The organism is Dysgonomonas termitidis (assembly GCF_054657735.1).
This window is the reverse complement of sequence record NZ_BAAHYD010000002.1, coordinates 3957617-3971476: the sequence shown is the minus strand read 5'-3', so window position 1 is coordinate 3971476 and position 13860 is coordinate 3957617. Positions and strand designations below refer to the sequence as shown.

Below are 13860 nucleotides of genomic sequence, written 5' to 3'. Positions count from 1 at the left end.
TATGAAAACTTTATTCGACAAAATCTGGGATGCGCACGTCGTATCTTCTGTAGACAACGGGCCTACTCAGCTATACATCGACCGCCATTTCTGCCACGAAGTGACAAGTCCTCAGGCTTTCAATGGATTGCGTGCAAGAGGATTGTCTGTGTTTCGTCCAGATAAAACAACTATAACAGCCGACCATAATACGCCGACTATTGATCAGGATAAACCGGTAAAAGATCCTGTATCTAAGAACCAGTTGGATACGCTTTCTAAAAATGCAAAGGAATTCGGTATAGATATGTATTATCCTTTGGGGCACCAGAAAAACGGAGTTGTACACATCATCGGTCCTGAAAACGGATTTACTCAACCGGGTATGACTATCGTTTGTGGAGATAGCCACACATCTACTCACGGCGCTTTCGGTGCTATCGCCTTCGGTATAGGAACCAGCGAAGTGGAAATGGTATTGGCTTCACAGTGTGTATTGCAGACTCGTCCTAAAACAATGCGTATCACATTCAATGGGAAACTGGGCGAAGGCGTTACTGCAAAAGACTTAGCTCTTTACATGATTTCGAAACTGACAACAGGTGGCGCTACAGGCTATTTTGTTGAATATGCAGGTGAAGCTATCCGCAATATGTCGATGGAAGAACGCATGACCCTTTGTAATCTGAGTATAGAGATGGGAGCCCGTGGCGGTCTTGTTGCTCCGGACGAAACAACTTTTGCTTATGTGGAAGGTCGCGAATTTGCGCCGAAAGGTGAGGATTGGGACAAGGCGTTGGCATACTGGAAAACATTGAAGACTGACGAAGGTGCAAAATTTGATAAAGAACTGACTTACGACGCAGCCGATATTAAACCGATGATCACTTACGGAACAAATCCGGGTATGGGAATGGCTATCGACGGTACAATACCTACTCTTGACGAGATCGATGAAGCCGGCCGTATCTCTTTCCAGAAATCAATGGATTATATGGGATTCAAACCGGGAGAGAAGGTGGAAGGCAAGTCTATCGATTACGTATTTCTCGGAAGCTGTACAAATGGACGCATTGAAGATTTCCGTACTTTCGCCAATTTTGTGAAAGGCAAGCAGAAAGCCGGCAATGTTATCGCGTGGCTTGTACCGGGCAGCCATAAAGTTGCCGACCAGATTAAAGCCGAAGGACTGGACAAAATACTTACAGATGCAGGTTTTGTCCTTCGTCAACCGGGCTGTTCTGCGTGTCTTGCTATGAATGATGATAAAGTTCCGGCAGGCAAATATGCCGTATCTACATCGAACCGCAACTTCGAAGGCCGTCAGGGACCGGGTGCACGTACTATCCTTGCAGGGCCATTAGTAGCGGCAGCGGCTGCTATTACTGGTAAAATAACAGATCCTCGTTCAATCTGATTTTACTCTTTTTTGTCATACTGAGTGTAACGAAGTATCTCTTGTTAATTAAAAGAGATTCTTCACTCCGTTCAGAATGACAAGGAGGAAAAAACTTTGTATAACATTCACTTGAATAAAAGAAAAAATGGAAAAATTTCAAACACTTACATCGACATACGTTCCACTACCTATCGAAAATGTGGACACTGACCAGATTATCCCTGCACGCTTTCTGAAAGCGACAGACAAAGAGGGATTCGGAAATAATCTGTTTGCAGACTGGCGTTATAACAAAGACGGAAGTCCGAAAACCGATTTCGTACTTAACAATCCTACTTATAGCGGGCAAATCCTTGTTGCCGGAAAAAACTTCGGTAGTGGTTCCAGCCGTGAACACGCTGCATGGGCAGTCGCCGGATATGGTTTCAGAGCAGTAGTATCGAGCTTTTTTGCCGATATTTTCAGGAATAACTCATTGAATAATGGTGTACTTCCCGTAGTGGTTACACCTGAGTTTCTGGCAGAAATATTCGCGAGTGTAAATACTGATCCAAAAGCCACTTTGACTATTGATCTGGAGAAGCAGGCAATAACAAATAATGCGACCGGAAAATCGGAAAGTTTTGAGATCAATCCTTATAAAAAGGAATGTTTGCTGAAAGGACTGGATGATATAGATTATCTGCTCTCTAAAAAAGAGATGACAGAGGAATATGAGGAACAATCAATGTTCTAATTAAATAATATGCCGATGTGCCAATATTTTCAAAATTCATTGGCACATTGGCACATTATTCACATTGGCATATTACAGTTATGATAGAAATAATGGATACTACCCTGAGAGATGGGGAACAGACGTCTACCGTCTCGTTTTCGGCTCAGGAGAAGATGAGTATAGCACATTTGCTTCTTGTCGATCTGGGGGTTAACCGTATTGAAGTAGCCTCAGCACGGGTTTCGAATGGAGAATTTGAAACTGTAAAGAAGATTGCTTTATGGGCAAAAGCAACCGGGCATATCGATAAGATTGAAATACTCGGCTTTATAGATAAGGGCGCGTCTATCAACTGGATTAAAGACGCAGGTTGCCGGACTATCAATCTCTTGACAAAGGGATCGTACAAACACGTAACCGAGCAATTGAGAAAGACTCCGGAACAACATCTGGAGGATATCAGATACGAAGTCGAGCTTGCAGAGAAGATGGGTATAACCGTAAATGTTTATCTGGAAGACTGGTCGAACGGGATAATGAATTCCGAAGATTATGTGTACTTTATGATGGACGGAATGAAAGATTTACCTATCAGGCGGTTTATGCTTCCCGATACCTTGGGTGTTCTTAATCCCCATAGTGTATGGCGTTGTTGCCGCCGGATGATAAACCGTTATCCGAATCTGCATTTCGATTTTCATGCCCATAACGATTATGACCTTGCGGTAGCTAATACAATGGTAGCGGCCGAAGTGGGAGTAAAAGGTGTGCATGTGACGATGAACGGACTGGGTGAACGTGCGGGAAATGCATCTTTATCCAGTGTGATTGCCGTATTCCATGACCAGTTGAAACTGGAAACTTCTATAAAAGAAGATAAACTGAATAAGGTAAGCCGTGTAGTGGAAAGTTATTCGGGAATAAATATCGCAGCTAACCAGCCGATTGTCGGGGATAATGTGTTTACACAATGTGCCGGGATACATGCCGATGGCGACAATAAGAATAACCTTTATTATAATGACCTGTTTCCGGAACGCTTCGGACGTGTACGGGAGTATGCATTGGGTAAGCTGTCAGGTAAGTCCAATATCCGTAAAAATATTGAGGCTTTGGGTATAGAGCTCGATGAGGAGGATATGATGAAGGTAACCAACCGTGTTATCGAATTGGGTGATAAGAAAGAAATCATAACACAGGACGACTTGCCATACATTATTTCTGATGTATTGAAGAACAATGAGAAGGAAAAACGGATAAAAATCCTTTCCTTTGCATTCCTTCTCACCAAAGGTTTGCGCCCGACTGCTACTGTACGTATCGAAATCGACGGACAGGAGCATGAATGGACTGCACCCGGAGACGGACAGTATCATGCCTTCTCAAAAGCATTGTGGAAGATATATTCACGTCTGAATAAGCCGACTCCTACGTTGACTAACTATGCGGTATATATTCCGCCGGGAGGACGCACCGACGCATTGGTGCAAACTGTAATTACCTGGGAGTTTAACGGGAAGAGTTTCAAGACCAGGGGACTTGACGCCGACCAGACAGAGGCGGCTGTAAAAGCTACAGAGAAGATGTTGAACATGATAGAGGATATGTAAATGAAATAAATATATCTTTGTAAAAAAAAATGTTATGAGACTTATTACAAAAAGAAGATACATTTATCATCCTTCATGGCATATTGTGTATGAATGGGAAGAAGATATATACAATAACTTGCAAATTCCATTGTCTCTTGATGACAAAAATTTGTATTCTAAAATTCCCAAAGGGAAAGGTAAGCTATATGATATATTATGTAAAATAGACAACTTATACTCACGAAAAAGAAAATCTTCCGATAATGCTTTTTTTTTCCTTATGAATATATTTGATTATTTTCCTGTTTATCCATGCGCACGGAATATTTCGATTCCGTATATAATTGATTTTTTCGTAGATGAAGATAAATTAGCATATTTTTATACCAAATTCAAAAAATGTCCCTTAGTTTTAGTCTCCAGCTTTGAGGCCTACAATTTTTTAAAAGAGAGAAAATGTTTGTTAAATGTCAAATGTATTCCTCTCAGTCTTTCAGACAGATATAAAATCAGTTCTGAATATATTGAAAAAAAGTATGATGTTATAGCATTAGGAAGGACAAATCCTATTTTAATGGAATTCTTAGAAACCTATTTAAAGGAAAATCCGAATGTTGAATTTGTTTATCAAAAAAATTCCAATAAGGGAGACTATGCATATTACTCCACAAAAACAGGTAAAATTGGAGAAGCCAATAGCAGAGCCGATTATATGGAGATACTCGGTAAATCGAAAATCGCGCTCTACTCTACCCCCGGCATGGATAATAGCAGGAGTACGAATGGATTTAATCCCGTAACACCGAAGTTTCTGGAACTAATTTCAAAACAATGCCATATAATAGCCAGATATCCTGATACAGAAGAATGCAGATTTTTTGAAATGGGGAAAATTTCCCGCCATATCGATAACTATCAATTATTCAAAGATACAATGAATAAATATCTGGCAACCCCTGTCGATTTAAAGCTTTATGGCGAAGTCTTGGAAAAACATTATACATCAAAAAGAATTATAGAACTTCAGAAAATAATAAAAGAATTTAGTTTATCATGAAAATCGGGATATTAGGAGCCGGAATAAGCGGCTTAAGCATTGCCAGGCTGTTAAATAATCAATATGATGTCGAAATCTTAGAAAAAGCGAGTATACATGGAGGAATTGCTCGAACAAGGGACGTAAACGGTATTGCTTATCACACAATAGGCGGTCATTGCTTCAATTCAAAACATAAAGATGTTTTAGATTTTGTATTTGACAATATCCTTCCGATTACGGAATGGAATAGAATAAAGCGCAAATCCAGAATAAAATTTCATAATTATGAAATAGATTATCCCATTGAATTTTCAATACGGCAGATATTTGAAAATGATAAAGATCTGGCACAAAGAATAACTGTAGATTTTTTTAAAGCAATTGATAATGGAACGTATGATAATCTGAAAGATTGGTTTTTGAAAAAATTTGGGGATACGTTGGCCTATGAATATTTTATACCATACAACAAAAAAATTTGGAATAGGTTGCCTGAAGAAATGGACTATTCCTGGGTTGAAGATAAATTGCCAGTACCAAATCAAGAATCGTTTTTCAGAGGGTTAATAAACAAATCAGAGGATAATATGGCTCACTTTGAATTTTATTATCCAAAATCGAATAATCAAAATACTTTTATTGATGCTTTAGCAAAAGATATTATAATTCATTATAACTACGAAATCGAATCGGTTAACTATAATCAAATCTCAAAAAAGTGGCATATTAACAATGATAAGATATATGATATTATAATAAATACGACTCCAATAAATAGATTTATTGCAACTATATCCAATGTGCCTATAGATGTTCAGGAAGCAGCTAAAAAATTAAAAGTAAATGGAATATCAAACGTCTTATGGAAGACTAAAGATACAGATAAGACTTGGACATATCTCCCTGATAGCAAATACTTATTTCATCGTTATATTCATATTGGCTCGTTTTCAGACCGTCCAACGGGTATGCAATATCTGAAGTTATAGGATCGCATCTTGTAGAAGAAATGATTCAATCAGGGAGGACAGATGATTTTTTAATAGAGCCTCTGGATCATAACAATTCAGATATGGCTTATATTGTTTTTGATGAAAATTATTCCTCATCAATGAATATTATTAGGGAATACTTAGACAAAATTGGGATATATACCCTTGGCCGATTTGGCGAATGGCAATATTACAATATGGATATTTGTATAAAGAAAGCTATTGATATGGCAAATAGTATAAAAAAAGAATATTAATGAAATTAAACATCGCAGTACTTCCCGGCGACGGGATCGGACCCGAAATTATCGGGCAGGCTTTGAGAGTGACAGAAGCCATTTGTGAAAAATTCGGGCATGAGCTTAGTTATGAATATGGGGTAGTGGGTGCAACCGCTATCGATCAGGTTGGCAATCCTTATCCGGATGGAACGCATGAGTTGTGTATGTCGTCCGATGCCGTACTCTTCGGAGCTATAGGCGATCCTAAATATGACAATAACCCATCGGCCAAAGTACGTCCCGAACAAGGGCTACTGGCTATGCGCAAGAAACTGGGATTATATGCAAATATCCGTCCGGTTTCTACTTTTCCGTCTTTGATACACAAATCTCCGTTGCGCGCCGACTTAGTAGACGGAGCTGATTTTATGTGTATCCGCGAACTTACCGGAGGACTTTATTTCGGACGTCCGCAAGGCCGTAGCGAAGATGGGGATACTGCATACGATACATGTGTATATACGCGTGAGGAGGTAGAGCGCATTCTCCACCTTTCTTACAAATATGCCCGTATGCGCCGCAAGAAGGTGACTGTAGTAGACAAGGCGAATGTGCTTTGTACTTCCCGCTTGTGGAGACAGGTTGCGCAAGAGATAGAAAAACAATATCCGGATGTGGAAACCGAATATATGTTTGTGGACAATGCTGCTATGCAGATTATCCAATGGCCGAAACGCTTCGATGTACTTGTAACCGAAAACCTTTTCGGAGATATTCTTACCGACGAGGCTTCTGTTATTACAGGCTCGCTGGGTATGCTGCCATCGGCGTCCATCGGTATCCATACATCTGTATTCGAGCCTATACACGGGTCGTATCCGCAGGCAGCAGGTAAGAATATAGCTAACCCGCTGGCAACGATATTATCGGCGGCGCTGATGTTTGAATATGCTTTCGATTTGCATGAAGAAGGCGCGCTTATCCGTCAGGCTGTGGCCGCTTCGATGGATGCGGGTGTTGTTACTGAGGATATAGCTTCTAAAGACGGAGAAAAACATTCTACATCTGAAGTCGGTGACTGGATTGTGGACTATGTGAAGAAGTAAGTTTTTCATGAAATACAGAAAAGGTATCATTTTTTGATACCTTTTGTCATTGGCTCCGCTTCGCTCTGCCGAACGTTGTTTCTGAACGGAGTGAAGAATCTTGTCAAATAAGACGGCATTCTTCACTCCGTTGAGAATGACAAGTAATTATCCTTTTCTCTTTAAAGGTACGGGTTTAAGCCATGTCAGAATTCTCCATATCCATTCTACCGGACCATAATAGAAACGTTTTATCCACCAGTTGCTATAAAATATCTGGAATGCACAGACTGCTAATCCGGCCAGAGCGCATTGAAGGAAACTGCATGATACGGCCATATTCAGCCCGAAACCGTAGAATATAAAGACTCCCAAGAGAGACTGCATCATGTAATTGGTAACACTCATACGTCCGACAGGAGCCAATCTTTCTAATACATTTTTACCCGCAACCGTTTTATAGTAGAGCAAAGTAAAGCCGCAGATATAAATTGTCATCATACCCAGATTTGCATATGTCGTGAACAGGCCTTTCCCTACAGCCAGAGCATAATCTTTAACTCCGAAAAGCGGCAGGAGCAATATTATAGCATAAAAGAATGCAAACCACAGGAAAGCATAGGGTAGTACCTTTTTGCTATATTTTATCATTTTCTCTTCGCTCTTATGGATTCCGTAACGGCCAATCAGCAGACCGACAATAAACAGCCCTGCAAGTTGGAGATAGCGGTAAACATCTATAAACCACATCATCTTTGCTGTTTGCCCTTCCACTGCATTGAATTTTATCATATCCCGGAAAGAACCATTGATAAACATATCAGCACTTTTTTCGAATAGTCCGTTCATGCGGATATTAAATGCATCGGGAGTATTGGGTACATTATTACTCATCAGAGAAATGAATTGTATAACCTGCGGTATTTGTAGAAACAAGAGGAACGCGATGCCTGCCAGCCACTTTGCAGGTACTTTGTATAGAGGGATGAGTATCAGTCCCAATGTAGCGTATATAACGAAGAATTCGCCCATATATATCAACCCGTTGATATAACCCAGTGCAAATAATATTACCAGCCTCCATGCGAATCTAAGACGGAAGTCATTACCTTTCTCAGCCTGTGAATCCATTTGCATAAAGAAGCTTAAACCGAACAAAAGGGAAAATATAGCGTATGATTTTCCCTGAAACAAAAAATGGATAATACTGTTTACGGCTGTATCTGTCCATTGCCAGAATGGAGAATCAAGTATAGGTGTATATGTGAGGTCGAAATGCTCCATACTGTGCAGCAGCATTATACCCATCAGGGAGAAGCCCCTTAGGGCATCTATGGAACTGATACGTTTCTTTGGTGTGATCGCAATGTCTTGTTTCATGGTGTATTTAGTTTATGTTGCAAATATAGATTCAGCGTGATTCAATTGCCTGTATATTTTGAGCATAAAAGGCAAAAATCCGGTCATTCTTATTTGAGATACATCCTGTAAGTATCCCAAAAGCAGGAATACAGCTAAATACAGGCAGGAAAAGGTGGATTCTTAACACTATCGATTTGAATAAATATTTATTAGTATGACTTATTTTTTATACTTTTGGGATTCAATAATTAAAAAATGAAGTTTGATAAAATATACAATAACCTCCTTGTCTGGAAAGCCAAGAATGTCAAGGAAAAACAATTGGTCATATTCGTAAGCTTCCTTATCGGGATATTTACGGCTTTGGCGGCATATATTCTGAAAAGCCTGATACACCTGATACAACACTTCCTTACATCTCAGTTTCTCACCGAAGGAGCCAATTACATATATCTGATAACTCCTGCTGTAGGTATCCTTATCGCCGGGCTCTTCGTAAAATATATTGTACGGGATGATATTAGTCACGGGGTAACAAAAATATTGTATGCCATCTCGCAACGCAAGAGTTTTATCAAACTTCATAATGTTTACACATCTATTATAGCCAGTTCCATTACTATCGGATTCGGGGGATCGGTAGGAGCGGAGGCTCCTATTGTACTGACCGGGTCGGCTATCGGGTCCAATCTCGGACGAGTATTCAAGGTGGAGCAAAAATATCTGATGCTGCTTATCGGTTGCGGCGCAGCAGGTGCCATCGCGGGTATTTTCAAGGCTCCTATTGCCGGACTGGTGTTTGTAGTCGAGGTTTTATTGCTCGACCTTACTACTTTTACCGTATTGCCGCTTTTGGTAACGTCTGTGACCGCCGCTACACTGTCGTATCTGACGATGGGTACCAAGGCTATGTTCAGCTATGCATATACCGATGTATTTATTCTGGAGCGGATACCTATGGTTATCCTGCTCGGTATTTTTTGTGGTGTGGTGTCTCTCTATTTTACCCGTGCGATGAACTGGATAGAGGATATATTCCGGAAACTTACCTATTGGCAAAAATACGGTCTCGGGGCAACTGTACTGAGTATTCTTATATTTCTGATGCCTCCGCTTTATGGTGAAGGTTATGATACAATAAATGCATTGATCAACGGCAGCAGGGAGTATGGAACGTTGCTCGACAATAGTTTGTTTTTCCAGTTTAAAGATTTCCGCTGGACAGTAATTCTTTTCCTGGGCGGGGTTCTATTGATGAAGGTGTTCGCTTCCAGCGCGACAAATGGTGCCGGAGGTACAGGGGGGATATTCGCTCCGTCATTGTTCCTCGGTTGTATTGCCGGATTTATATTTGCATACGCGGCTAACCACTCTGAATTCAGTCAGTATCTGCCTTTATTGCCGGAAGAAAATTTTGCTTTGATGGGGATGGCCGGGGTGATGGCCGGAGTGATGCATGCGCCATTGACAGGGACATTCCTGATTGCAGAGTTGACCGGTGGATATGAACTGCTCTTACCGCTAATGATAGTATCGATCTGTTCTTATGCTTTTATCAAGATATTCGAGCCTCACAGTATTTATTCGATGCGTCTGGCCAAAAAGGGAGAGCTGCTTACTCACCATAAAGATAAAGCCGTATTGACTCTGATGAATATCAATCGGTTGATAGAGACTAACTTTCAAACTGTAAACCCGGATATGACATTGGGTGAGATGGTAAAAGTGATATCGAGTTCGTCACGTAATGTGTTTCCTGTGGTAGACGACCGAAATCGTTTTTTGGGTATCGTGCTGATAGACAATATAAGGAATATAATGTTCCGTCCCGAACTATATAACCGCTTCAGGATTTCGCGCGTTATGACTTCTCCGCCTGCAATTATTGTAGTGGGTATGACAATGGAAAGGATAATGAAACAATTTGATGAAACCAAGGCATGGAATCTGCCTGTGGTAGATGAAAACGATGTCTATCTCGGATTTATTTCCAAATCGAATATACTGGATGTTTACAGGGAAGTGCTTGTAGATAACTTTGCCGAAGACTAAAATACCGGTCTGTGATCTGTTTGCTTTTTAATCAAAATTATGAAAAGATAAAAAATATCTATTCCATACTTTTCTATCTTTGCGAAAGAATAAACCTTTTAACAGTAAATATTTATGAAAATTTTTATCGGTATATTATCTGCTGTTATAATTCTTACGGGAGCCACCCTTACCGTATTGGCCCTGTGGGATATCCAGCCTATTTCGTTGAGTATAATTTTGCGTTCGGGGGCAACTATCGCCATCGTATGTGTTACTTTTTTTGTGCTTTGGCTTATACGCGTCCTGTTTTTCAAAAAAGATTTATTTAACAGCAATAAAGGGAAATAGGGTCGCGCGCCTATTTGTAACTTTGGTAAGTAGGACTGTCATTATAAGTTATAGCCTGATAATATATTATGCAAATAGGTAGTTGGATTTTAATGTTCAATTCTTTTCCAGCATAATTCCCCTCCTTATTTGTTTTCGAAAGCTTTTAACTTATTGCTGCCACGCCCTGTCGGACTTGTCCTTCCTTTTGGCATTGCCCAAAAGGAACACAGGCAATCTTTGATTGCGCGTAGTTGAAAAGAATTGAACGTTAAAATTACATATACCTCATTCCTGTGAATTTTATTTCAGCCAGTGATTTGATTTATAATTGATTTTCTGTTACTTTCGTTACATTTTAACGGTATATAGTCAATAAATGTAAAGCCTTCTATTTAATATTTATTTATATTTTCATCGTTGTTTAATTTGTTTTTTGTTAAACGAATACACAATTATATTATCTTTGCATTATTATCATTCATATTAGAATATGGACATTTTCATATCGATTTTAATTACTCTTTTATTCGTATTTCTTAATGGTTTTTTTGTTGCGGCGGAATTCGCAATCGTAAAAGTTAGGTCTTCTCAACTTGAATTGAAAGCTCAGGCAGGCAGTCGTGCAGCCGCTCTTTCAAAAAAAATAGTAACACATCTCGATTCCTATCTGGCTGCTACCCAGTTTGGTATTACCATTGCCAGCCTTGCTTTAGGTTGGATAGGCGAGCCTGTGGTATCCAAGATAATCAAAGAAATAATCGGACTGTTCAATATTGAACTTGCCCCGTCTGTGTTGTCTACAGTATCGCTGATTACAGCATTTATTATAATCACTATATTGCATATCGTATTAGGAGAGTTAGCTCCTAAATCATTGGCTATCCAGCGTTCAGAACAGACAACGCTTGCCGTTGCATATCCTCTGCATGGTTTCTATTGGATTTGCCGTCCGTTCATCTGGTTACTGAATGGCATTGCCAATCTTGTACTCAAGATGGTTGGACTGCATACCGTTTCGGAACAGGAAGTGTATAGCAGCGACGAGTTGCGCTATCTGGTAGATCAGGCAAAGGAAAGCGGGAAGGTAGACAGTACAGAATTTGATATTATCCAGAATGCATTTGATTTCTCGGAACGTACCGCGCGCCAGATAATGGTTCCGCGTACGCAGGTGGTATCTATAGACGTGAACGATTACGATGAAAAGACATTGGAATTTGTAATAGAGGAAGGATATTCCCGTATTCCGTGTTACGAGGATAATATAGACAACACTATCGGGGTAGTCCATCTGAAAGATATATTGAAAAAGATGCGCATTAGCAGCGGGAATGTGAATATCCGTTCTATCATACGCCCTGTTTCATTTACTCCCGAGACAAAACGTATCGGCCAGCTTTTGAAAGAGTTTCAGGTAAAGCATCAGCAAATTGCGATGGTACTGAACGAATATGGCGGAGTAGAGGGCGTTATCACTATGGAGGATATACTCGAGGAACTTGTCGGTGAAATACAGGATGAATACGATAACGAAATTCCGTTTGTAGAACAAACAGGAAAAAATATCTATTCGGTAATAGCTACGGCTGCCATATCCGACATCAACGATGAGTTGCCGCACCCGATAGACAGAGATAAGCAGTACGATACCCTTGCCGGATATCTCATCGATAAATTCGGCCGTATTCCTAATACGCACGATAAACTGGAAGCAGAGGATTATCAGTTTACGGTGATAAAGAAAAATAAGACATCGATTGTTGTGGTTCAGCTAAAAGACCTGGTAGCAAAAGGGGACGCAGATGATGCTGAACAATCAAGGACCACTCAAATCTGATGTCAATTTGAGAATTCGAAAATTAGCAAATTTGGAAATGAAGCAAGTCCGGTTTGCATGGTCTGTATAGACTCTGTAACTTGTAACTAAAATAAATGGATTTTAAACTTCAATATACTGACGGGCAAACCAAAGCCAGAGCAGGACTTATAACAACCGATCACGGACAGATAGAGACCCCTGTTTTTATGCCGGTGGGTACTCAGGGAGCGGTGAAAGCCGTACATATGACCGAACTGAAGAATGATATCGAAGCGCAGATAATTCTGGGGAATACGTATCATCTGTATCTGCGTCCGGGATTGGAAATACTTAAACAAGCGGGCGGTTTGCATAAATTCAATAGCTGGGACAAGCCGATACTGACCGACAGTGGAGGATTTCAGGTGTTTTCTTTAGCCGAAAACAGGAAATTGACCGAAGAAGGCGCTATATTCCGGTCTCATATAGATGGTTCGAAGCACTTTTTTACACCGGAATCCGTTATGGATATTCAGAGGGTGATAGGCGCGGATATCATTATGGCTTTCGATGAATGTACGCCGGGAGATGCCGATTATACATATGCAAAGAAATCCCTTGATTTGACCGAACGATGGCTCGATAGATGCTTTACTCAGTTTAACGGCACAGAATGCGAATACGGGTATAAGCAGGCCTTATTTCCTATTGTGCAGGGGTGTGTTTATCCTGACTTACGCCGCAGAGCCGCAGAGAATGTAGCATCGAAAGGTGCGGACGGGAATGCGATCGGAGGACTGGCTGTAGGTGAACCTACCGAAAAAATGTATGAGATGATTGAGGTGGTAAACGAAATACTTCCGGCCGGTAAACCCCGTTACCTGATGGGAGTAGGCACGCCGGCCAATATTCTGGAAGCCATAGAGCGGGGTGTGGATATGTTCGATTGTATCATGCCTACCCGTAACGGACGCAACGGGCAACTGTTTACCCGTAATGGTATAATGAATATGCGTAACAGGAAGTGGGCAAACGATTTTTCTCCGATCGAAGAAAATGGGGCATCATTTGTTGATACTTTATATACAAAAGCATATCTTCGTCATCTGTTTATTACGAATGAAATATTAGGATTACAGATAGCTTCTATACACAATCTGGCTTTCTATCTGCAACTGGTTAAAGAAGCCCGTGAGCATATTATAGCAGGGGATTTCTCCGGATGGAAGAAAGAAATGGTAGAAAAAGTGAGCAGGAAAATTTAAAGAATTAAGAATAACTTGTCTGGTTGTAACTTGTAACTGCCCGGAG

Annotated in this window: 12 protein-coding genes; 11 read left to right on the top strand and 1 reads right to left on the bottom strand. The window is 40.4% G+C overall.

Annotated features, from left to right (window positions below; all coding sequences use genetic code 11):
* The first annotated feature begins 1 nt into the window (after window position 1).
* From leuC to leuB, 7 genes are all read left to right on the top strand, one after another.
* The gene (gene leuC / locus ACYQ3L_RS20600) at window positions 2-1396 is read left to right on the top strand and encodes a 3-isopropylmalate dehydratase large subunit (RefSeq protein ID WP_379999784.1); all 1395 of its coding nucleotides are present in this window, start codon (window positions 2-4) and stop codon (window positions 1394-1396) included.
* A 127-nt stretch (window positions 1397-1523) separates the two neighbouring features.
* Window positions 1524-2114: a 3-isopropylmalate dehydratase small subunit gene (gene leuD / locus ACYQ3L_RS20595; protein WP_379999786.1), complete on the top strand. Its 591-nt coding sequence runs from the start codon at window positions 1524-1526 to the stop codon at window positions 2112-2114.
* An 80-nt stretch (window positions 2115-2194) separates the two neighbouring features.
* On the top strand, window positions 2195-3706 hold the full coding sequence (locus ACYQ3L_RS20590) for an alpha-isopropylmalate synthase regulatory domain-containing protein (protein ID WP_380000101.1): 1512 nt from the start codon (window positions 2195-2197) through the stop codon (window positions 3704-3706).
* Window positions 3707-3740: 34 nt separating this feature from the next.
* Window positions 3741-4745, top strand: coding sequence for a glycosyltransferase family 1 protein (locus ACYQ3L_RS20585; RefSeq protein WP_379999788.1), 1005 nt, complete (start codon window positions 3741-3743; stop codon window positions 4743-4745).
* A complete protein-coding gene (locus ACYQ3L_RS20580) occupies window positions 4742-5716 on the top strand; it encodes a protoporphyrinogen/coproporphyrinogen oxidase (RefSeq protein WP_379999790.1) in 975 nt (324 codons plus the stop codon). Before ACYQ3L_RS20585 ends, ACYQ3L_RS20580 begins: the two co-directional genes overlap by 4 nt.
* A 20-nt stretch (window positions 5717-5736) precedes the next feature.
* On the top strand, window positions 5737-5976 hold the full coding sequence (locus tag ACYQ3L_RS20575; protein ID WP_379999792.1) for a hypothetical protein: 240 nt from the start codon (window positions 5737-5739) through the stop codon (window positions 5974-5976).
* Window positions 5976-7046 carry a 3-isopropylmalate dehydrogenase gene (gene leuB, locus ACYQ3L_RS20570; protein ID WP_291108647.1) on the top strand — a complete coding sequence of 357 codons (1071 nt, stop codon included), beginning with the start codon at window positions 5976-5978 and terminating at the stop codon, window positions 7044-7046. The genes ACYQ3L_RS20575 and leuB overlap by 1 nt, the downstream gene beginning before the upstream one ends.
* 147 nt (window positions 7047-7193) lie before the next feature.
* Here leuB and ACYQ3L_RS20565 read toward each other — a convergent pair whose 3' ends face one another.
* Window positions 7194-8405, bottom strand: a complete 1212-nt coding sequence (locus ACYQ3L_RS20565; protein WP_379999794.1) for a DUF418 domain-containing protein — start codon at window positions 8403-8405, stop codon at window positions 7194-7196.
* Between the two features lie 237 nt (window positions 8406-8642).
* Between ACYQ3L_RS20565 and ACYQ3L_RS20560 the strand changes: the two genes are divergently transcribed.
* The 4 genes from ACYQ3L_RS20560 (at window position 8643) to tgt (ending at window position 13814) form a co-directional block, all read left to right on the top strand.
* Window positions 8643-10439: a chloride channel protein gene (locus ACYQ3L_RS20560; protein ID WP_379999796.1), complete on the top strand. Its 1797-nt coding sequence runs from the start codon at window positions 8643-8645 to the stop codon at window positions 10437-10439.
* A gap of 114 nt (window positions 10440-10553) precedes the next feature.
* The gene (locus ACYQ3L_RS20555) at window positions 10554-10769 is read left to right on the top strand and encodes a hypothetical protein (RefSeq protein WP_006797659.1); all 216 of its coding nucleotides are present in this window, start codon (window positions 10554-10556) and stop codon (window positions 10767-10769) included.
* 472 nt (window positions 10770-11241) lie between these two features.
* Complete coding sequence (locus ACYQ3L_RS20550) at window positions 11242-12588, top strand: hemolysin family protein (protein ID WP_379999799.1); 1347 nt, start codon at window positions 11242-11244, stop codon at window positions 12586-12588.
* Window positions 12589-12683: 95 nt separating this feature from the next.
* Entirely contained in the window at window positions 12684-13814 is a 1131-nt protein-coding gene (tgt, locus tag ACYQ3L_RS20545; protein WP_379999801.1) for a tRNA guanosine(34) transglycosylase Tgt, read from the top strand.
* The last annotated feature ends 46 nt before the right edge of the window (window positions 13815-13860 follow it).

What these genes read in the sequence shown, in the direction of transcription:
- leuC (WP_379999784.1), top strand. Translation starts at nt 2, where the DNA reads ATGAAAACTTTATTCGACAAAATCTGGGATGCGCACGTCGTATCTTCT.
- leuD (WP_379999786.1), top strand. Translation starts at nt 1,524, where the DNA reads ATGGAAAAATTTCAAACACTTACATCGACATACGTTCCACTACCTATC.
- ACYQ3L_RS20590 (WP_380000101.1), top strand. Translation starts at nt 2,195, where the DNA reads ATGATAGAAATAATGGATACTACCCTGAGAGATGGGGAACAGACGTCT.
- ACYQ3L_RS20585 (WP_379999788.1), top strand. Translation starts at nt 3,741, where the DNA reads ATGAGACTTATTACAAAAAGAAGATACATTTATCATCCTTCATGGCAT.
- ACYQ3L_RS20580 (WP_379999790.1), top strand. Translation starts at nt 4,742, where the DNA reads ATGAAAATCGGGATATTAGGAGCCGGAATAAGCGGCTTAAGCATTGCC.
- ACYQ3L_RS20575 (WP_379999792.1), top strand. Translation starts at nt 5,737, where the DNA reads ATGATTCAATCAGGGAGGACAGATGATTTTTTAATAGAGCCTCTGGAT.
- leuB (WP_291108647.1), top strand. Translation starts at nt 5,976, where the DNA reads ATGAAATTAAACATCGCAGTACTTCCCGGCGACGGGATCGGACCCGAA.
- ACYQ3L_RS20565 (WP_379999794.1), bottom strand. Translation starts at nt 8,405, where the DNA reads ATGAAACAAGACATTGCGATCACACCAAAGAAACGTATCAGTTCCATA.
- ACYQ3L_RS20560 (WP_379999796.1), top strand. Translation starts at nt 8,643, where the DNA reads ATGAAGTTTGATAAAATATACAATAACCTCCTTGTCTGGAAAGCCAAG.
- ACYQ3L_RS20555 (WP_006797659.1), top strand. Translation starts at nt 10,554, where the DNA reads ATGAAAATTTTTATCGGTATATTATCTGCTGTTATAATTCTTACGGGA.
- ACYQ3L_RS20550 (WP_379999799.1), top strand. Translation starts at nt 11,242, where the DNA reads ATGGACATTTTCATATCGATTTTAATTACTCTTTTATTCGTATTTCTT.
- tgt (WP_379999801.1), top strand. Translation starts at nt 12,684, where the DNA reads ATGGATTTTAAACTTCAATATACTGACGGGCAAACCAAAGCCAGAGCA.